Source organism: Dictyobacter formicarum (assembly GCF_016587435.1).
This window is the reverse complement of record NZ_BNJJ01000029.1, coordinates 50,102-71,068: the sequence shown is the minus strand read 5'-3', so window position 1 is coordinate 71,068 and position 20,967 is coordinate 50,102. Positions and strand designations below refer to the sequence as shown.

The 20,967-nt window shown below is 50.3% G+C and carries 11 protein-coding genes; 6 read left to right on the top strand and 5 right to left on the bottom strand.

Features of this window, described 5'->3' with window-relative positions:
* Nucleotides 1-110 precede the first annotated feature (110 nt).
* The 3 genes from hrcA to JMI88_RS34005 form a co-directional block, all read right to left on the bottom strand.
* Nucleotides 111-1,214, bottom strand: coding sequence for a heat-inducible transcriptional repressor HrcA (gene hrcA / locus JMI88_RS34015; protein ID WP_201366483.1), 1,104 nt, complete (start codon nucleotides 1,212-1,214; stop codon nucleotides 111-113).
* 1,331 nt (nucleotides 1,215-2,545) lie between these two features.
* Nucleotides 2,546-5,455, bottom strand: coding sequence for a transglycosylase domain-containing protein (locus JMI88_RS34010; RefSeq protein ID WP_201366482.1), 2,910 nt, complete (start codon nucleotides 5,453-5,455; stop codon nucleotides 2,546-2,548).
* Between the two features lie 734 nt (nucleotides 5,456-6,189).
* Nucleotides 6,190-9,039: a transglycosylase domain-containing protein gene (locus tag JMI88_RS34005; protein WP_201366481.1), complete on the bottom strand. Its 2,850-nt coding sequence runs from the start codon at nucleotides 9,037-9,039 to the stop codon at nucleotides 6,190-6,192.
* A 418-nt stretch (nucleotides 9,040-9,457) separates the two neighbouring features.
* Between JMI88_RS34005 and JMI88_RS34000 the strand changes: the two genes are divergently transcribed.
* The 5 genes from JMI88_RS34000 (at nucleotide 9,458) to JMI88_RS33980 (ending at nucleotide 18,062) form a co-directional block, all read left to right on the top strand.
* Nucleotides 9,458-11,002, top strand: a complete 1,545-nt coding sequence (locus JMI88_RS34000; RefSeq protein WP_201366480.1) for a peptidase MA family metallohydrolase — start codon at nucleotides 9,458-9,460, stop codon at nucleotides 11,000-11,002.
* Nucleotides 11,003-11,011: 9 nt separating this feature from the next.
* Nucleotides 11,012-12,181 carry a DNA-processing protein DprA gene (gene dprA, locus JMI88_RS33995; RefSeq protein WP_201366479.1) on the top strand — a complete coding sequence of 390 codons (1,170 nt, stop codon included), beginning with the start codon at nucleotides 11,012-11,014 and terminating at the stop codon, nucleotides 12,179-12,181.
* A 216-nt stretch (nucleotides 12,182-12,397) separates the two neighbouring features.
* Nucleotides 12,398-15,055 (top strand): alanine racemase, encoded by a 2,658-nt coding sequence (alr, locus tag JMI88_RS33990; RefSeq protein WP_201366478.1) that lies wholly within the window; start codon nucleotides 12,398-12,400, stop codon nucleotides 15,053-15,055.
* Between the two features lie 205 nt (nucleotides 15,056-15,260).
* Nucleotides 15,261-16,241, top strand: a complete 981-nt coding sequence (locus JMI88_RS33985) for a diacylglycerol/lipid kinase family protein (protein WP_201366477.1) — start codon at nucleotides 15,261-15,263, stop codon at nucleotides 16,239-16,241.
* 69 nt (nucleotides 16,242-16,310) lie between these two features.
* The gene (locus JMI88_RS33980; RefSeq protein ID WP_201366476.1) at nucleotides 16,311-18,062 is read left to right on the top strand and encodes a dynamin family protein; all 1,752 of its coding nucleotides are present in this window, start codon (nucleotides 16,311-16,313) and stop codon (nucleotides 18,060-18,062) included.
* A 71-nt stretch (nucleotides 18,063-18,133) separates the two neighbouring features.
* Here the strand turns inward: JMI88_RS33980 and JMI88_RS33975 are convergent, their stop codons facing one another.
* Nucleotides 18,134-18,544, bottom strand: coding sequence for a hypothetical protein (locus JMI88_RS33975; protein ID WP_201366475.1), 411 nt, complete (start codon nucleotides 18,542-18,544; stop codon nucleotides 18,134-18,136).
* 323 nt (nucleotides 18,545-18,867) lie between these two features.
* Here JMI88_RS33975 and JMI88_RS33970 point away from each other — a divergent pair, with 323 nt between their 5' ends.
* Nucleotides 18,868-20,064 (top strand): phosphotransferase, encoded by a 1,197-nt coding sequence (locus JMI88_RS33970; RefSeq protein WP_201366474.1) that lies wholly within the window; start codon nucleotides 18,868-18,870, stop codon nucleotides 20,062-20,064.
* Between the two features lie 113 nt (nucleotides 20,065-20,177).
* On the opposite strand, the gene JMI88_RS33965 is transcribed toward JMI88_RS33970, so the two are convergent.
* The gene (locus tag JMI88_RS33965) at nucleotides 20,178-20,954 is read right to left on the bottom strand and encodes an SDR family oxidoreductase (RefSeq protein WP_201366473.1); all 777 of its coding nucleotides are present in this window, start codon (nucleotides 20,952-20,954) and stop codon (nucleotides 20,178-20,180) included.
* Nucleotides 20,955-20,967: the final 13 nt, after the last annotated feature.

Below are 20,967 nucleotides of genomic sequence, written 5' to 3'. Positions count from 1 at the left end.
TCAAAATCTAGCATCCACAGACCAGATCTAGTATGCACAGATCAGATCTAAAATCTATAGATCAGAGCTAAAATCCAAGTTAAAATCTAAAATCTATATGTATCTGAGTATTACTCACATCCATAAACATCAGCCAGCAGTTCATTCATAACCTGTGACATATAGCGTACAACGGCGATAGCACGACCATATTGCATACGGGTGGGGCCAATGATGCCCAACAATCCACCCACCTTGCCCTGCTGCCCATAACGAGCCAGAACCAGGCTGACATCTTTCATTTCATCCCACTGGTTTTCGCCACCAATAATCACTTGCACACCATCTGTCGATGGCAGATGCGAGGCCAGCACAGGTAAAATGCGCTTTTGCTCAATATCATCCATCACTTTTTGCAGACGCTTATGCTCAAGCTCTTCAATCATTTTGCGAATACGTTCGGCCCGTTCTTCCTCGGGAGGCAAGCGTAGCCCAACGGCAGAAACAGTGGTCGGGTCGAGGATATTGACGAGATCTTCCCCAAAGAAGACATCCCCCTCCATCTCACCATGTTGCTCCAGAATACGAACGATTCCATTAGAAATTATCCGTTCCACTGGAGCGGGCTCATAGGTCACAAGAAACTCATTGAGCTCCTGGGCGTTTTTGCCCTGAAACAATGGGTTGAGTCGAGCAGAAATAGCGCTCAATTCTTCTTGATGCGTTGGCGTCTCTAAGAGCAAGCGTTGTTGTTGAACTGATCCATCCATCAAAACCAGTATCATGTGTACCGACAGATCGGTAACCGATAGTACCTCAAAGTGTTTGAAACGCCCCTCGCTAGAACGAGGAGGAGTCATTACCGCGGCACTATGCAACAAACGCGCCATCACTGACGCCGTGAGCCGCACCCATTGATCCAACTGATCCTGTACCTGATAGAACATATGACGAATCAGACGCTGCTCATCGAGCAACAATGCCGACTCCTGCATCAGGTGTTCGACAAAGTAGCGATAGCCAAGGTCCGTAGGTACACGACCAGCAGAGGTATGTGGCTGGTTGATCAGATTCGCCTCTTCCAGTCCTGCTAACTCGTGACGTACAGTGGCAGAACTAAAAGGGAGCTCATACTTACGTACGAGCGTCTCAGACGCAACAGGGGTTGCGTTGTGAATATATTCTTCAACCAGCGCACGCAAAATCTGCTGTTTACGTGGGCTTAGAGGTGTCATGTACTTGCTTCCCTCGATTGTCTTGCTGTACCTCCCTGGCAAGTATCCACACCCTCGATGGCAGGGCAATTTATGGATATGCTCGGATGATACAACATCTGTCAACTACGATTGCTAGCACTCTCACTTGGAGACTGCAAGTACAGAATAGCACTCTCAAGGGTTGATTGTCAAGTCTCCATACAAGCGACCATACGACATTCCAATTCTTAAGCAAGGCGTGGAAAAAGACTGTTGGTCTTCTTAGTGAGATATGAGGCGAATATGTCAGAGACACGTTTATGACTTACAGATTACGCCCTTCTTACCATTTACCGTAAAACAGCAAATGGAAAGCCAGAAAACTCTACAAGCGAACACAAGAGGCACAGCTTATAAGTGGGCGCGCAGTAAGATCCCAAAACATAGTGCGCAGAAGTTATGAGGAAGCTTCTCTCCAACACAATAAGCCGCACAAATAAAAATGATATCTTACCTCAAGCTTTTGAAGGGAAACAAAAAGAGCGGAAATTAGAAAATAACTCACAGTCTTGAGTCAGAATGATTGAGCAAACATCAAAAAGGTGGATCACCTAATGAGACTTACAAGGGAGTAACAAACAATTTGGTCAAGTGGCAATGGATAGAGGAAACAAATACAACATTTTTGTATTGTACATTCAGGCAGCAGAGGAAATACTATAAACAGAATGTGTTGTTTGCGCGCTTGCATGAGCACCTGATACATTAAAACCAAATAGTACTGTACATCCAAATAAAAATGCAGCGGTTATATAAAACAACTTTCTCATATCAGATTCCTTCCTGATAAAAGTCTACGTTTAATGCCCTCAAGGAAACTACCATCATTGCAATATTTCAATATAACTCTTTTTTAAAGAGATCATAAGATTGCAATAATTATCCTATTAGTTTCTGCTAATTTAAATCATTAAATGCATCAAGAGGGCAAGAAAAAAAAGAGATTTTTCTCGTAAATAATTATAAAGCAATATAAGTATACGTGTCAATACACATAATCTCTTTAAGTTTTTAGATATTCCATAGTTTCATCCGTCTTTATAAGTTTTACCATAATAATTAATGATTATTTCAAATATATGTTATTATTTACAACTTACCTAGTATAAGTAGATACAGAAATTTAATATATTTATTGATATTTAGATTTTCTAATAATCACAGCAAGTGTAAAATACAGAAGATTATTGGGATAGTAAAACATGCATGTTTTACTATCCCAATAATCTTCTGTATTCCTTCAATCAACTAAATTTTCAACACTATCAAAGTTCAGATTGAGTCAGGATGAAAACTCTATACTTATTGACTTACGGTTGCAATGGCGCCTGCCCATCAATTACATAGTCCATCTGACCACCACCCTGCAGGCCAGTCGCTGCCGAGAGTGGGGTTTGCGTAACTCCGGTAGGAACCGGGAACTTCCACGTAGGGTTCTGGGAGAACCTGAAGTGATAGTCGGGTCCACAGGGAACACCATCAATAGCTTCATTACAGTAGCCTACGGCGCGCTCTATAACGTTGTGCCAGATAGGAGCCGCACCGGTAATACCAATGACCTGGTACATCGGCGAGTTATCAGCGTTACCCACCCAGACCGCCACGGTCACGTCCGGCGTATAGCCAACGGTCCAGTTATCTCTAAAGGAGTCAGTTGTACCGGTTTTGGCCGCCACCTGGTGTTCACAATAATAATTTACGGCACAATTGCTATCTTTATCAGTGAAAGACAGGTCATGGTCGCCAGAGAATTCTACCAGGCGATCCGGCTCATCAATCAAGACCGAGGTCATCAGGTAAGAGACCTGGGGACTAAAAACACGGCCTGAAACTGGCTTTTCCAGATTATAGTGAAACAGGTTATGGCCAAGATTATCCCAGACATCCAGGATGCTCTGTGGCTGGACACGCACGCCATTATTGGCAAAAGTCTGATAGGCATTGGCCATCTGCAGCGGCGTGATATCTCTAGCACCGATGGCCCAGGCCAGGCCATCATTGACCTGATCGTTGATACCCAGGCGCTGCATCGTATTCAAAACGGCATTACCACCAGCAAACTGCATAGTTTTAATGGCTGCAATGTTTAGAGAACCAGCCGTCGACTTACGCACGCTGTAGTCCGCATTATTCCAGAGCTGTCCATAGTCCGTTGGAGCATAGAAGACCCCTTTATCCGACATAGCCAGGACATCTTCCTTCGTTGTCGGTATCATTTGACCAACATTATTGTGAGTCGGAAAGATGGTTTCGCCATCATGAATCATGATACCGGGATTCCAGCCCATCTGGAAAGCGGTTGCATAGTCGAAAGGTTTAAAGGTTGAACCGGGCGGGCGAGCATGGATAGCCACGTTATACTGCCCATTGACCCTGGGGTCTTGGGAATTAAAGTCCGCGCTACCATTCATGCCCAGGATCTCGCCAGTCTTAGAGTCCATGACCACTACTGCAGCGTCATGCACGTTGTTATTCTCACTCAGCGTTACATAAGCACCAGTAACCTTTTGCACATCCGGTTGATAGATGTGGCGCGTGACCTCATTCTGGATATAATTAACCAGGTTGATGTCAATCGAGGTGCGTATATTATAGCCACCGGTCAGGAAGGCATGGGCACCGGCGTTACCACCCCCCAGAGCCTGCGCCATCTGCCCAATTACATACTCTACAAAGTGGGGAGCCAGCATAAAATGCTTATATGGCGTAAATGTCTGCTTCGCCATCAGGTCTTCCGCCTTCTTGGCGTCTGCCTCGGTGATACGTGGGCTATCTGGCTTGCCATCGATGGTCATGCCCTGATTAATCATGGCGTTCAGCACCAGCTTCTGACGATCCAGAGCTCTCTGCTTATTGTCAGTTCCCAGGGTAGGATCAGTGGCACTGGGAGCATTAGGCTGGCCAGCCAGGAACGAGGCACGAGCCAGGGCCAGGATCGGATCATGCTTCTTGGTCTTGGTGTCGTAGTCCAGTTTAGAAATACCTGGCACACACACCTGATCCACTTTACAGCTTGGTTTCAAGCCAAAATAATCTTCCGTCGCCACCTCAACACCATAGGTCTGCGCACCAAAAGGTGCTACGTTGAAGTACATCTCCATGATCTTGGACTTGGAATACTGTTGCGTCAGACCAATGGCCATGGCCGCCTCGGTCAACTTACGCTGATACGTGGGAGCGTTATTCCTGGTCAGGTTTTTGATCACCTGCTGGGTCAGGGTACTGGCACCACCATAGCTACTGGTACCAGCGCGCACAATCGCCAGCGGATCTATACCTGAATTGGTCCAGAAGGTCTTATCCTCAATGGAAGTCATGGCATTCTGCATTACCAGCGGCACATCTTCATAGCGCACGGTGACGCGGCGACCACTGTAGACTGAGGACGTATTATCATACGCCTCGTACAGCAAGACGCCATTGCGATCATAGATACGCGTATTCTGGTCAATATGCTGATTGGCATATTCTTCCATACGCGGCTGCTGCTGCATATAATAGCCGTAGCCATACGCGCTACTGCCAAAGGCAGCCATCACCACCAACCCCAGCAAGCTTAGCAGTGCGATCACCAGCACACGTTTAGGGCCACCCTGGTGCATCTTCATACGCCGCTGGCGGATCTGCTGATTGATACGCAAGGTACGCGACCGTTTCCAGGGGCGCGATGCCGACGATGGAGACATCTCGACAGCTGGCGTGGAAGGTGGACGATAGTGATCCATATAAGGAGCGGGTGGCTGCACCTGGTGACCGGCTACCGCGGCCATTTTACCGGACCAGCGCCGCATCATATCGACAGCGTTAGATAACATGCGATGGCGCTGTTGCGCAGTCATCGGCTGAGCCTGAGGCTGCCGCGGATATTGCTGTCCCGGTTGAGGACCTGGGGCAGGCAGCCCTTGCTGATTCGCTGCATTATAGGCCTGTGGCGACTGTGGCTTTTGCTGCATACCCTGACCAGCCTGAGGCGGAACAGGTTGTCCACCCTGTGCAGAGGGAGAGTATTGCTGATATCCCCCACGCAACAAAGACGAATTGTTCCGCTGAGGTCCGGCTGGCGACGAGGCAGAATTCGCTCCAGGCAACGGCTGTGATTTAGATACATCTCGACCAGATTGTTGTGCTTTAAAGTTACTTAAAAGGCCACCGGTTTTAGGCGGGCGATTGTTCTCTGAAGATTGATTTGCATCTGAATTTGGGTTCCAATTATCACTCATACATCATCCTTGTGTTAGTACAGTCGATAGTCTCTGCCTGCAATAGATAGATACATCTAAATATTGCCTCTATCACTGTCAAACAAAAATAATAGTCTCCTCCGCTCCTCCTCACATGCCAGAGGAAGTTTTAGACTACATTCTTCTATCTTTTCTCCAAAAGAACGTCAGATCCAGGTACATTCGGAGGACGCCAGATCAGTATATATAGTCCCCCCGCTACCTATTTTCCTCGGCATTCGGCTATCCACATCATGCATCATAAATAGTATTCCGAATTACCTATCTCAACGAACCTGTTGACACACGTTAACACAGTCCCCTATTTGGGGGATACTGTAGAAAAAAACTTCTTATATATTGCTACCAGGCTACCCAGGTTATACTGGCAAGAATGCACTACTCAGCAACAAGAATATACTGCCATGTGACGCATTCCTGCAAATTACGCGTGAATAGATGAGAAAGCTCTCCTAGCAAAAAGTGGAATTTTTGCCAGGCAACATCTTTGAAATACATACGTTTTGTGCCTGCGGAATCAAGCTGAGGCTATGACGCTTCGCGCCTTCGGCGCTCACAAAGATTTTCAGGGTGAGTGGCCAGGCAGTGCGCCGGGCGCACTGCCTGGCCACTCACCCTGAATAAAGAGGTGGGGCGAGTTGGCGCCCCCAGGCTGGCAAGTTATCTCATCCCATTAACCACAATAATGAGGCATGTTCCAGGCAGCATTATGTTTACCAGGGATTCTGTAAGGAGAGGGCCCAATCGGGCATTCCTGTTCCCTGGCCGCCGGTAAATGCCGACTGATTTACCAGTTCAAGCCCTGCAGGCACCGGAAAAGTCCATTGCGGATGCGTGGAAAAACGGAAGTGATAGTCTGGTCCACAGGCTATCTGGTCAGCGCGGGCAAAAGCATTGGTATAGAGGGGATACTCATTACAACGCCCCAGTACGCGTTCCATGACGCTATGCCAGATAGGTCCGGCTCCGGAGATGCCAATGACATCGTTCATCTGCTCATTATTGGCGTTACCCACCCAGACACCTACAACAACATCCGGAGTATAGCCAATCGTCCAGTTATCTCGAAAATCATCGGTGGTACCAGTTTTGGCCGCTACCTGCCGACTACAGATAAAGCGCGAGTAAGCGCAATTGGCATCCATATCAGCAAAGGACAGATCATGGTCTGAGCCGAACTCATAGGCACGTGAAGGTTCATCAGCCAACACTGAGGTCATCATGTAGGCGATCTGCGGCGAGAAGACCCGACCAGCTGCTGGCCTGGCTTCGTCGTAATGATAGAGGTTGTGGCCAGTGTTATCCCAGATATCCAATACGCTCTGCGGCGGTATGCGCATTCCCTGATTGGCAAAGGCCTGATAGGCGTCAACCATCTGCAACGGCGAGACATCCTTTGAGCCCAGGGCCCAGGCCAGACCGGTATTGGCCTGCGTCGTAATGCCAAGTCGACGTGTGGTAGCCAGCACCTGGTTAGCGCCCGCAAACTGCATGGCTTTGATCGCCGGAATATTATATGAATTGGCGGTGCCTATGCGCAGCGTCACTGTTTGATCCGTATACGTATGCCCATAATCATATGGCGCATAAATGGTTGAATCCTTGGATAGAGCCTCCTTATCGGTGCGCGGCATTGGTGCACCAGGGGCTGCCCCATTAGGAAAGTAGGTGCGATTGTCCAGCAATACAATACCGGGATTCCAGCCCATCTGGAAGGCGGTCGCATATTCAAAGGGTTTGAAAGTCGAACCAGGTGGACGCGTATTGATGGCTGCGTTAAACTGGCCACCTACCCTGGGGTCAACAGAATTGTAATCGGCGCTCCCGTTCATGGCCAGAATCTCGCCGTTTTTCGCATCCATCACCACGACTGCCGCCGAGTGAATGTTATTGTAGCTACTCAATGTCGCATAGTAACCGCGCAGCTTCTGATAATCAGGCTGATTGATATGGCGATCCACCGCTCGCTCCACATATTCCTGCAAATTAACATCAATAGTGGTACGAATATTCAAACCAGCCTTTTGGAATACCTCATAGCCCTCGGCAGCATCACCATTCCCCAGAGCGGTCGACACCTGGTTGATAACCCAATCGACAAAGTGGGGAGCGTGCTTAACGCGCGTATAGCTCCTAAAGTTGACGCGCTCCATCAACCACTGAGCCTTCCTGGCAATAGCAGGCGTAATCGGGCCGAGGCCATCCACCAGGGTATGCTGCTCCATCATCTGTCGTAAAACCAGACCCTGGCGGGCGATGGCGCGTTGTTTGGCTTCAGGACCGCTGGTCGGATCGTTATAGGCCGGCTGATTAGGCATACCAGCCAGCAGCGAGGCGCGGGCCAGCCCCAGCAGAGGATCGTTTTTTCTGGTTACCTGGTTATAATTCAGTTTGGCAATAGCCGGGATACACTTCCGGTTGGTGCGACAGGTTGGTTGCAGTCCAAAATAATCTTCTGCCGCCACCTCGACACCATAGGTTTGCCCGCCAAAGGGAGCTATGTTGAAATACATCTCAAGAATTTTGCTTTTGGAATACTGCTGGGTCAGGCCAATAGCCATGGCCGCTTCAGTAATTTTACGCTCTAGAGCATATTCGCGTTGATTGGATAGATTCTTAATCACCTGCTGCGTCAAAGTGCTGGCGCCCCCATACTGTCTGGCCGCCGCACGAATGATAGCCGATGGCTCAATACCCGCGTTTGTCCAAAACGTTTTGTCCTCAATCGCCACCAGCGCATCTTGCATGACGCGGGGGATATCTTCATATTTAATGGCGATACGTCGACCGCCCTGCCTAGAATTCTGATCATATGCCTCAAACAAGAGGACATTGTTGCGATCATAGATGCGTGTGCTTTGAGCAATGTGAGCATTAGCCAGTTCATCCACACGCGGCAATTGCTGCTCATAGTAGCCATAGCTATAGGCGCTACCAGCCACAAATATCAGTCCGATCACCGACATGAGAGCCATAAAAATGGCTGCCCAGAGTCGGCGTGGGGCGCGCTGCCAGCGTTCGCGGCGTTGCTTCATCTGCATAGCAATACGCAGTGTGCGCGAACGACGCCAGGGAGTTTTCCGCTGAGGCAGCGGTGTCTGCAGTATCGTTCCACCAGAAGCAGGAGCCGCGCCATGATAGCGCTCCATATACGGCGCTGGCGGCAGTATCTTATGGCCAGCAACCGCAGCCACCTTACCAGACCAGTGACGCACCATATTCATGGTATGGGTTAGCAGGCCCGGTGGGCGCAATAACTGTCCGCGTCCACGCATGCCAGCAGCTTCGCCAACCGAGGAAACAGGCAAACGCAACTGACCACGCGAATAAAGAGGGGCGGCAACGGGAGGGGAGGCGGCTCCCTGTACAAGTGAGATTGGTAAAGCAGGATGGTCAAGTTGTCCTGTTGTCGAGGGCAAAGATGACTCCGAGACCAGACCCGACTGCGATGCAGATAGCTGCTGTTGACGATAATTACTTAAAAGTCCTCCTGTCTTTGGTGGTGTATTGTCTTCAATTCGTGATTGATGACTCTCGGCTTGTTGATCCAGATTATTACTCATAAATGAAGTATCCTCATGATTACCCGATGCCTGCTTACTTACAAAAGGGGCATGCTAACTGATCCATTGCTGTCCGGTCCTCTGCACAGGCATGTCAAATCAAAAGCAAAAAAGAAGAGGAAGTCATATATAGAAGAGCACCCCCGATGTGGTAAACAGCCTCCCTTCCACACATTTCCCCGATCCGTTCACTTGCGCTGGGTAAACGCAATCTGAACCTCGTTTATATTAAACGAACAAACATGAGGTAGATTAACACTGGATAGCATTTATTAACGGCAGTTTAGATAGTCTCTCATAAAAACCCCATGGCTTGCTAGCCATGCGTACTATATGGATGAGTAAACCGCAGTAATTGAGATTCCGATCATATATAATAAGAATTGATATTCGCGAATTGCCACAAGGAGTTTTATCTATGCGCTGGAATGCACTACAACTTACCGGGCGCCTTCTTATCTATCTTTCAATCATGATTATTGTATTGATAAATCTATCTTCTCACGTATATGCAGCTGTCACGGCTGAACCTATCACCGTAAATTCAGAAACCACCACCCTTGATTTCCCAAAATCGATGGACTTCCAGCTCGATGCGCAAGATAATGCCAATCAAATTGAGATTGCCACGCTTTTCATTGATTTCAATTATACGCAACTAACAGAGGCGCACCCGGTTACCCAAACACCAGGCAACCACCTACAATTTCAATGGCATGAAACCTTCGATGAACAACATTTTATGCCAGTAGGAACCATTATCAAATACTCCTGGGAAATTTCAGATGTAAACGGGCATAGCTATAAGACTCCCCCAAAAACTGTTCAGATTACCGATACACGTTTCCAGTGGCAACATCTCTCTCAAGGACTCTACCAGGTCAACTGGTACGATCATCCCACCTCCTTTGGGCAGATCGTACTCACCCAAACGACCAGTAGTTTGAAACGTATCTATACAAATCTAGGCACACAGCTGCGTCAACCTATCAATCTATGGGTCTATGAGACCAGCGATGACTTCCATAGTTCGCTTCCTCCTGACTCAGCCGAATGGGTAGGAGGGGTAGCCTTTTTCCCGCTTAATCAGGCCTCGGTTGTGATCAAGGGACCAGACGACCTGACGCTGAGCCGAGATCTGCCGCATGAACTGACGCACCTGGTTCTGCACCAGACCGCGCAGGTCATGGTCCCCACCTGGTTTGATGAGGGACTGGCCGTCTACAATCAAACCTATCATGAAGGTGATATGCAGAATCAATTCAAGTACCAGCTTTCCAGACACAGCCTGATCTCGCTACAGGATATAGATCGCTCTTTCCCGCGTGATGCGCAAAAAGCCTATCAGGCCTATGCACAGAGCTGGCAGCTCGTTGATTATATGTATAAAACCTTTGGCCTGAAAAAGATGGCCACCTTAATACAAAGTACGCATCGTTCCGACCAACCGTTTGACACCGATCTACAACAAGCTCTGGGAGTAGACTCGGATCATTTGGAGAATCAGTGGCACCTTCATCTTAATCAGCCAGCCACCTTATCTGGCACCGAGCAAGTTCAGCAGAAAACAAATCAGTCGATTGACAGCAAGCCAGCGGCAACAGTAGATCCAACCGATACCTATTTGACCGTAGCCGGCTCGCTCTTGATCATAGTTCCAGTTATCAGCGGCGTTCTCCTGTTGTTCTACTTACTCTACAGCCGCCGCAAACGCGGGACCCCGGCTGTAGCCTACAACTATATGCCGCCAGGAGGAAGCTACAATCCTGGTATCGATCCGGCCAGGCAGCCATTCAATGGTCCCTATACGGTCCCTTCAACGTATGGACCTGGCGAAACCTACGGGCAAGCGGGTCAACCGACAACTATAGCCAACAACGTACCTCCCTCGCATACTGCCTACCAACCCTATCCATGGGGAGGGCAATCCAACGAAGGAGCCAGACCAAACATAAAGGAGTAAATCAGCATTATGGGCAAGAAGCAGCGGCGGGTGGAAGTGTTTGATGCCCAGGCCCGATATTATCCTTCAGCCGAACTCTCTTTAACAGAACTATCATACTGGATCGCCTTCAGTCGTGTCATGGGAATTGGTCCAGTGCGCTTTCAACTCTTATTGGACTATTTTAAGGATGATGTGGCCAGTGCCTGGCAGGCTCCTCCTCAGGAATTAACCAGGGCAGGCCTCGATCAACGCACCATTGAAAGTTTTCTCAAACAGCGCTCCAACATCGATCCAGCCAATGAATTAAAGCGACTGGAAAAGTTGCGCATCCAGGTCATTACCTGGAAAGACGCCTGCTATCCACCGCTCCTGCGCAAAATAGAGTATGCGCCCCCGGTCCTGTATACCTGCGGACAACTGACCGAAGATGACCTGCACTACAGCATCGGCATCGTCGGAACACGCAAGATGAGCAGCTATGGGCGCCAGGTGACAGAACATTTCACCAAAGAACTGGTAAAAGGGAAAATCACAATCGTCAGTGGCCTGGCACTGGGCGTAGATACAGTGGCTCATAACACCGCCCTTGATAATGGTGGGCGCACCATTGCTGTACTGGCCTGTGGCTTAGATACCATCTATCCACCCTCAAATTATCACCTGGCCAAACACATCGTCGACTCAGGACAGGGCGTGTTATTAAGCTCGTTTCCACTGGGTATCAAACCCGAAGCAGGCAACTTCCCGGCACGCAACCACATCATCTCGGGCCTCTCCCTGGGGGTCCTGGTCACCGAGGCTCCCCCCAAAAGTGGCGCGCTCATTACAGCTAACTCGGCCCTGGTGCAGGGACGCGAGGTCTATGCAGTTCCCAGCAATATCTTCTCGAGCAGCGGCGCAGGCGTCAATAAGCTCATTCGGGATGGCGCCCACCCGGTCACCGAGGTCAGCGATATCCTGGACCACCTCAACATCCACACTGTCCCACTGGCAGAAACCAGCGTATTACGCGAACCCGAGAACGAGGAAGAAAGAGCGGTACTGGCCCTGCTGAGTCGCGAGCCCAGGCATATCGATGACCTGATCCGAGACTCTGATTTAGCCGCCAACACCATCACCGCCACCCTGGCCATCCTTGAGCTAGATGGCCTCGTCAAACAGATTGGCAGCATGCAATACGTGCGCTACACCACATGAATACCGCCAGCATAGCTATTTTAGTCGAGTAGCGAGAAATTATGTATTCCTGGGAATATAATAAACTTGTATAAGCTCATATATTAGAGTTTATACACAGCCATGTAAGGGCCGCAATATGGTAAGCTTAGAGGAAGAGTATTGCCTGGCTTCAGGCCATGGCAGAATCAGGAACATATAACTAGCCAACGCGCTCTAAAAAGCATGAGGAATACCATGATCTATCTCGATCACCTGTTAAAAGCGACGCAGGGCAACCTGCGCCAGCTCAGTAAACATGTTCATTTCCAGGCGTTCAGCCATGATACACGCCAGTTGTCTCCCCATGAAATGTTCGTTGCCGTGCGCGGCGAACGAGGCAATGGCCATGATTATGTGCTCGATGCAGTTCGCAAAGGCGCTACTGGGCTCTTACTTTCGGGACAGACTTTCCAGCAGCTCTCCGAGCAGACTAAATCCGTCCTTGCCAATGAAGAGATCACGATAGTTCTGGTTGAGGATACGCGCCAGGCCCTGCAACACTACGCCAGGGCGATCCTGGAAATCTGGCATCCCACCGTCATTGCGGTCACAGGTAGCGTAGGCAAAACAAGTACCAAGGAGGCTATCGCCACCGTACTCTCGCGCCAGTTTACTACCTTTCGCAGCTGGCAAAATTACAATGATATGCTCGGCATTCCGTTATCGCTGGGGAGGTTAGAAGCGCGGCACGAATATGCAGTATTAGAGCTGGGCTGCGACCATCCCGGTGAAATCGCCGCCCTCAGCCGCATGGTGCGCCCACAGATTGGCGTGCTAACCAATATCAGTCCCGTCCAGCTACAATATTTCAGTTCACTCGAACACCTGGCCTTCGAGCTGGGAACGCTTCTCACCAGCTTGCCGGAGGGTGGGCACTTCTTTTATAACCAGGAAGATCCTATTATCCGAGCATTGCTGGAACAACGCGTTCACCAGGTCTCATCCACCGTGACCTGCCATCCATTTCTTCCTGATGCTAAAGGCAACGCACATGAGCAACCACGCATAACAGTTGGCTGGGATGGCATTCAGGGAACTATCAACCTCCCGGCCTCAAGCGAACATGAGAGCAGTGAAAACGATCAGGCAACACTCCAATTGCGCTCTCATCTGCTAGGAGAACATAATTTTGCAACCATGCTAGCTGCGTACCAGATCGGGCTCAGCCGAGGCATCTATCCCTCGCTAGTCGAACAGGCTCTGACGACCTTGCAACCACTGCCGGGACGACTCAATCCACTACCCGGCATCCGACAATCCATGCTGCTGGACGACACCCATAACGCGGCCCCCGCCTCTGTTAAAGCAGGCTTACAAACACTCAGTGCATTAGCGGGAGAGCAGAGCCAACGTATCGCGATCCTGGGCGACATGCTCCATCTAGGTGATGCTGCAACTGAAGCGCACCGTGCCATAGGACAAGAAGTTTCCCAATACGCCGACTATCTGATCACGCGTGGCGAATGGGCCACTTTGATCGCCGAAGAAGCACAGCTAGCAGGTATGGATAGCGAGCGTATCATTATGACCTCAACGCATGAAGATGCGGCCCAGGCGGCACGACGCATTCTGGCAAACTTGCCGGACAGCGACAAAAGAGCCGTCATCTTGATCAAGGGCTCCGAAGAGACGCGCATGGAGCGCGTGACAGAGCTATTGATGGCTCGACCATGGGAGGCCTCAGAACTGCTGGTACGCCAGACACCGGGCTGGAAAAAGACTATTTTCAGGCATGCCGAGCGACCCACCTGGGTAGAGATCGATCTCAATGCTATCGGCAGCAACACACGCCATATCGCCTCACTGGTAGGACCTCAAACCCAGGTACTGGTCGCGCTCAAGGCCGATGCCTATGGCCACGGCGCGCTTAAAGTTGCTCGCACGGTGTTACAAAACGGAGCCAGCATGCTCGGAGTCGCAACGGTCAGCGAAGCCCTGCCCCTGCGCGAGGCCCATATTACCGCCCCGATCCTTGTTTTTGGCTATGTGCCACGCTGGCAAATGCGCGAAGCCCTACGCCTGGGCATCAGTGTAACCATCTATTCCAAAGAAGAGGCGCAGGCACTCTCACAGGCCGCCCAGGCGCTCAATAAAACAGTCAAGGTTCATGTCAAAGTCGATACCGGCATGGGACGACTGGGAATCCGCTTTGAAGAAGTGCCAGCCATCATGGAGCTGGTGCGCGAGGCTAAACAGCTTCCCGGTTTGGAGCTTGAAGGTCTCTATACCCACTTCGCTCAGGCCGATGCTGAAGACCAGAGCCATGTGCGCCTGCAACTGGCACGCTTTCAAGAAGTTTTACAGCAGTTGGAAGCGGAAGGTCTAAGGCCACCGATCGTCCACGCTGCCAATAGTGCAGGCACCCTGACTCTTCCCGAAGCCTACTTCGATATGGTGCGTCCAGGCATCGCCATCTACGGTCTGGACCCATCGCCTTATGTACGTCTGCCAGAGGGATTCCGCCCAGCCCTTGCGTTCAAGACGCAGGTATCACAGGTTAAATGGATACCTGCAGGGGAAGGGATCAGTTACGGCAGCACGTATATTACGGAGCGCCCTACCCGTATCGCCGTCCTACCTGTTGGCTACGCCGATGGCTTCCGCCGTAGCCCCCAGAACTGGGGCAGCGTCCTCATCCATGGTCAGGAAGCGCCATTGCTAGGGCGAGTGTGTATGGATCAATGCATGATTGATGTCACCCATATTCCGCAGGCCCGCATGGGCGATGAGGTAGTATTGATTGGACGTCAGGGGGAAGCCACCCTCACTGCGGAAGAGATTGCCAGCCGACTCGGAACCATCAACTACGAGGTCGTCTCAGAACTGTTGGCCCGGATTCCACGTGTAGATTAAATTCGTAGCGCTCACGAACACTATCACTACAACCGAATGCGCCGATAATACGTAACAAAAATGCGTGGAATAAACCCATGCATGCATAAAATTTTATACGCTCATTTGGTCATTTGACATAAATGATGGCGTATCAGAAATAAAAACTTAAACGTGTAAAAGACGTTACAGGTGTATTGAGCATTACACACTAATGAGGTCCGTGATGCAGGAAACGACAAACAAAGCTAACTCATCCCCTGGGCAGCAACGCACAAAAGCTATCTTGATCGCTAATCCAACATCAGGTAGCTACATATTCCATGAGCATCAGATCAAACATATCGTTTCAGGGCTCAAAAAACAAGGGTGGCAAGCAGAACTAAAACTCACCCAGGCGGGAGGGGATGCCAAACGCCTGGCGCGCGAGGCGGTACAACAAAACATGGATGTTGTCATCGCCATCGGCGGCGATGGCACCATCCATGAAGTAATTCAAGAGCTAGCTGGCAGCGAAACAGCGCTGGGAGTGCTTCCCAGTGGAACCGTCAATGTCTGGGCGCGCGAGGTAGGCATCCCATTAGATCTCAATGGTGCCAGCAATGTGTTACTCAATGGTCAAACTCGTCGCATCGATCTGGGCAAGATCCAGGGTCGCTATTTCTTGCTCATGGTTGGCATGGGGGTCGATGGTGAGGTAACGCAGGCGGTTGAGAAAAAACCCGTTAAACGCCTGGGAGTTATTGGCTACTTGCTGGTGGCCGCATGGTGGGGAGCCCGCTATCCAGCTTTTCGAACCACAATCAGCCTGGGAGAACGTGAGATCAAAGCTAATGCGCTGCAAGTGATTATCGGCAACACCCAGCTCTATGGTGGTGCACTCAAATATACCTGGCAAGCCAAATGTGACGACGGCTTGCTCGACCTATGTGTCGTACGTCGACAGAGCCTGTTACGTCGGGGAGCCATGCTGATCGACTTCCTGTTGCGGCATCCTAAGCGCCACCAATGGGTGCGCTACGAAACGGGGGAAACCATCAAAATCACGACCCACGAGCCGGTTGCCATTCAAGTCGATGGAGAACCGCTGGGCCATACCAGCACTTCAGAAGCAGAGCCTACACTCTTGAGCGTTGAGCCACAGGCCCTAAAAGTGATTGTACCGGCCACAGTTCCCAAAGACCTGTTCTCTCGCCAGCCTCTGTAACGTATTACTACTACAGCACCATCAATCATGATGGCGAAACAGTGGCCACGCAGAGGAGATATAAAAAGTATGGCCAAATCTATCTTACAAGAGCGACAACGTGCCCTGCTACAACAAGAAAAACAGCTAGCAATTGATCTGGCAAGTTGCCTGGAGAATTTTGAGGGCGGTGAGTCCTATGAGAAAACCCTGCGACAGGTCACAGCCTCGCTCGATGATCTATTCTTGCTGGTCATTGTAGGCGAATTTAATGCAGGCAAATCCGCCTGCATTAATGCCTTGCTTCATGACGAGGTATTAGAAGAAGGTGTTATCCCTACAACACACCAGGTGACTATCTTGCGCCATGGTGCGGAACAATCGCAACATATGCTGGCACGAGATATCCTCGAAATGGACTATCCAGCAGAGTTCTTGCGCGACATCAGTATTGTGGACACACCCGGCGTCAACGCCATTCTGCTCAAACATCAACGCCTGACCGAAGAATTCGTGCCTCGTAGTGATCTGATATTGTTTGTCACCTCAACTGATCGACCCTTCACGCAGAGCGAAAAAAGCTTCCTGGAGCGCATCCGGGCCTGGGGTAAGAAAGTCATTTTCATTCTTAATAAAATCGATCTGTTGCGCTCACCAGAAGAGCTACAGAAAATTACCACATTCATTGCTAACAACTGCCAACAACTACTGGGCTTTCGGGCAGATATCTTTCCAGTTTCAGCTCTACTGGCGCAGCAGGCACGCCAGGCTGTTGGACACCAGGCTGTTGAGCTCTGGGAACGTAGCCGCTTCGGCAAGCTCGAAGAGTATCTGTTTGAAACATTGGATGCCAAAGAACGGGTGCGCCTGAAGTTATTGAGTCCACTGGGAGTAATGCAACGTCTGCTGGATCAAACGCGGGCCTCGGTAGAGGAGCGCGCCAAATTACTGGCCGAAGATGCGCGCACCGTCACCAATATCGAGAAGCAACTGACCTTCTATCGCGAGGACATGGAGCGCAACTTCAAGCATCGCCTCACTGAGATCACCAACATTGTCCTGGAGATGCGCCAGCGTGGTGATTACTTCTTCGAAGATACCATTCGCCTGCGCCGTATTCTGGATCTGGTACAGAGTGAGCGTATCCGCCGCGAATTTGAGCACGAGGTCCTGGGCGATAGCGCCGCTCGCATTGAACATGCCGTCCAGGAGATGATCGATTGGATGGTTGAACAAGAACATCATTTCTGGCAAAACATCATGGAATATATCGATCGGCGACGCGAAGTAAGCCTGCGCCGTGATGATCACATGATCGGAACCGTTAGTCGCCAGTTTGATTATAACCGCCGTCTCCTCCTGCAATCGGTCTCGCATACCGTGACGGGAGTAATCCAAACCTATGACCAGGAAGCAGAGTCTACACAGTTATCTCAGGACATGCGCAATACGGTGGCCCAGGCAGTGATCACTGGAGCTGGAGGCATCGGCCTGGGAGCATTAATCGTCGCTTTTATGGGTACACTGGCAGCCGACGTTACCGGCATCATCGCGGGACTGGGCCTGCTGTTGGTCGGTTATGGTATTATTCCGCTGCGCCGTAAGCAGGCAAAAAGAGCTTTTGACGAAAAAATGATGGAGTTGCAACAGGGTCTGACTTCGGCCATGAGCGAGCAGTTTCGCAAAGAACTACAGAACTCCATCAATCGTATCGAAGATGCTATCGCTCCATATACACGATTCGTGCGTGCCGAGCAGCAAAAAACCACCGAGATCCAGGCTCGCATTAGCCAGCTGAATGACACTATCACCACCATCAAAAACGAAATAGAGAAAGGCTAAAAAAGGTGTTATGATTGGCAGCACATTTTCTGCAACTCATAACACCTTTTTTTGGGCTCCCATTTTTGATGTTATCCTAACAGGTTAAAAATCAGGTTGACAAGGGCGATAATGCCACCAGCCACGATAAGTGAGGCAAAGCCGATAGCACCACCTACACCACTCAGGAGAATACCTGAAAGAGGAACAAGTACTCCAATTGAAACAATTGCCAGCGCCAGGCGCTGTCCGGATGAAGCTTTAGACCTGGTGCTGCCTGGCTGGTGTATTTTGCCACCAAAATTTTGATTTTGTGTTAAGCGCTGGCCCAGACGTTGAGCCACAGCCTCCACAAAATTATCGTCTGCAAATTTATTCTCACCAGCCGGCTGACCATAAGCTGCCTGCTCACGTTCATAGGGTGGTATATTCTGGCGATATGCTGCCGTACCTTCGTAACCTTGATAGGTAGAAGGATTAGGGCGCTGCTCCTGTGAATCCATCTGGGGTGCCATCCTGTAAGACCTCTCTCTCGAAGAACACTAAAGATGAGTATACACTTTCCTTTTACATTACGTCTACTATAACCCTGAAGTTGTATTACATGCCCTATATTTACATGCCAATCATCTGAAAATGGAGTACACTATAGTGAAAAGCAAGTCAACAGGATTCTCAAACGCTGTCTATTATACTGAGGCGGCCTCGCTCCGCCGCAAACTGATCAGTAACCATGGAAGATTTGATGCAGAGGAAAAATAATTTCTATCGGCGTACTAAGCATACAATCAGTCATAACCAGAGATGACTATAAAGGACGGAACCTATGTCACAGGACCAGACAACGCAGCCTCTGCAAGTAGTTGAGACCATTGCGCAGGCTGAAAAACTGTTGAGTAGTCACTATGGCACTACCATTCGCCTTGGCGCGGGCGAAGATCTAGGAGGTAGCCAGCGTTCCCGGGTCTACCGTTGCTCCTTACTGGAAGGACCAGCTTTACTGGCTCCCGGCGTCATTATTAAACAGGCCAGTGAACCCGATGGTACGCCACTACCACAGGCCAATCAGCTCTTCTTGAATGAATGGGCCAGCCTGCAATTCATACAGGCATTATCGCCTGAACAGCCGCTGGCACCAAGATTCTATGCTGGCGATCAAAATCTAAGCATGTTTGTTATGGAGGATCTTGGACCTGGTCAGCAGCTCAATCAGATATTGTTAGGTCATGATGGCGCGCTGGCTGCAGCCGCTTTGCTAGATTATGCAGGCGTACATGGACGTCTGCATGCACTCTCAATAGGCAAGCAAGCCGAATACACAGCCATACGGGCGGCACTGGGACAGCGAGAGGAAAGCCGGTATTTTAGCTTCGACTGGCTACAGGCACAAATAGAAAAGATCGTTACGACCCTTAATGTGCAACCTGAACCTGGAGTCGACCAGGAACTGCAAACCCTACAAGCAGCCTTGACCAATCCAGGTCCATTTCTGGCCTTTATGCAAGGAGATGCCTGCCCCGATAATATCATTCAAACTCCACAGGGCGTGCGCATGATCGACTTTGAGGGTGGCATGTATACCCATGCACTGCTAGAGGGAGCTTACGGCCGGGTACCATTTCCAACCTGTCGTTGCCTCTATCGAATACCTGAAAGCGTTGTTCTTCGCATGGAGGCACGCTACCGTAGCGAGCTCAGCCAGGGTTGCCCGGCTGCAGCGGATGATACACTGTTCTACCACGGTCTGGTTGAAGCTGCCATATCCTGGGTGCTTGGCTTTCATACCATGGTACCACTAGAAGTTATCCTGCCCCAGGACCGCTTTATTATGGCCTTGACCGATCGCCAACGTTATCTGCTGTTCTTCGAAAACGCCGCGCACTTGAGCGCGTCCTGTGGATATATGCAGGCCATCGGCAATACGCTCTACAAGCTGGCCCAGAAGATGCGCTTGCTCTGGCCAGATACGGAAGAGTCCCCTTACTATCCAGCCTTCCAACCAGCTCAACCAGTGCTCTCGTAGCTCAAAAAAAGCAGGAGGCCGTGTGGCCTCCTGCTACCTATTCTCTTGTCCAGCCGCTCCTACCAGAGCACACAACCCAGGTCAGCTCACATAACAAATCCTGACCTCATTTATTATGAGGCGCTCTCAGAGAGCAGTGATTCGAGGGAGCCACCGATAACGATGGTATGCCCGTCAGGAATGGTTGCATCGGTAGCAGCAATAGCAATAGCTTCACCCATTTCGGCAGCGGTAGGCAATGGGCCAGCCTGATGGCTACGACTGGCAGCCAGACCGGGTGCTGAACGCTCTAAAAGCTTTGGAGTAATGGTACCTTCAATGAGATCGCCCGTTACCACTACAAAACGAATGCCCCGGTCAGCAAACTCTTGCTGGCGCGCTCTCAAAGCCTGCTCACCAGCATACTTGGATTTCGCAACTGGCTCATAGGTAGGTACATGCTGAATGCCATGCCCATACAGATGGGCCCAGTGGCTGGTAATAAACACAATTGCGCCACCGGGACGTAGCAGGGGCAGCGCCAGGTCAACCAGGGCCATTTGGGCATCCCGATTGATATGCATGGGATAGTCAGGATCGAGCGCCAGCGCATCCTTCTCCAGACCACCAGAAGCATTAAGGATTAACACATCCAGTTGAGCGTGCCACTGCTGCACTTCGACAAACAGGCGAGCTCTGTCCTCAGGGCGCGTAATATCGCAACCCACTGCCAGAGCCTGCACACCTCGCCGGATAGCTTGAGAGACAACTTCATCAGCGCGCGCGGCCTTATTGCGAAAGTTAAAAGACACATCATAGCCACGATCGGCCAATGCCAGGACAGTCTCCGCCCCAATTCCACGGGATCCCCCTGTGATTAAAGCGGCCTTTGTCTGCGTTGTCTCTTCCATAAAAATCTCCTTT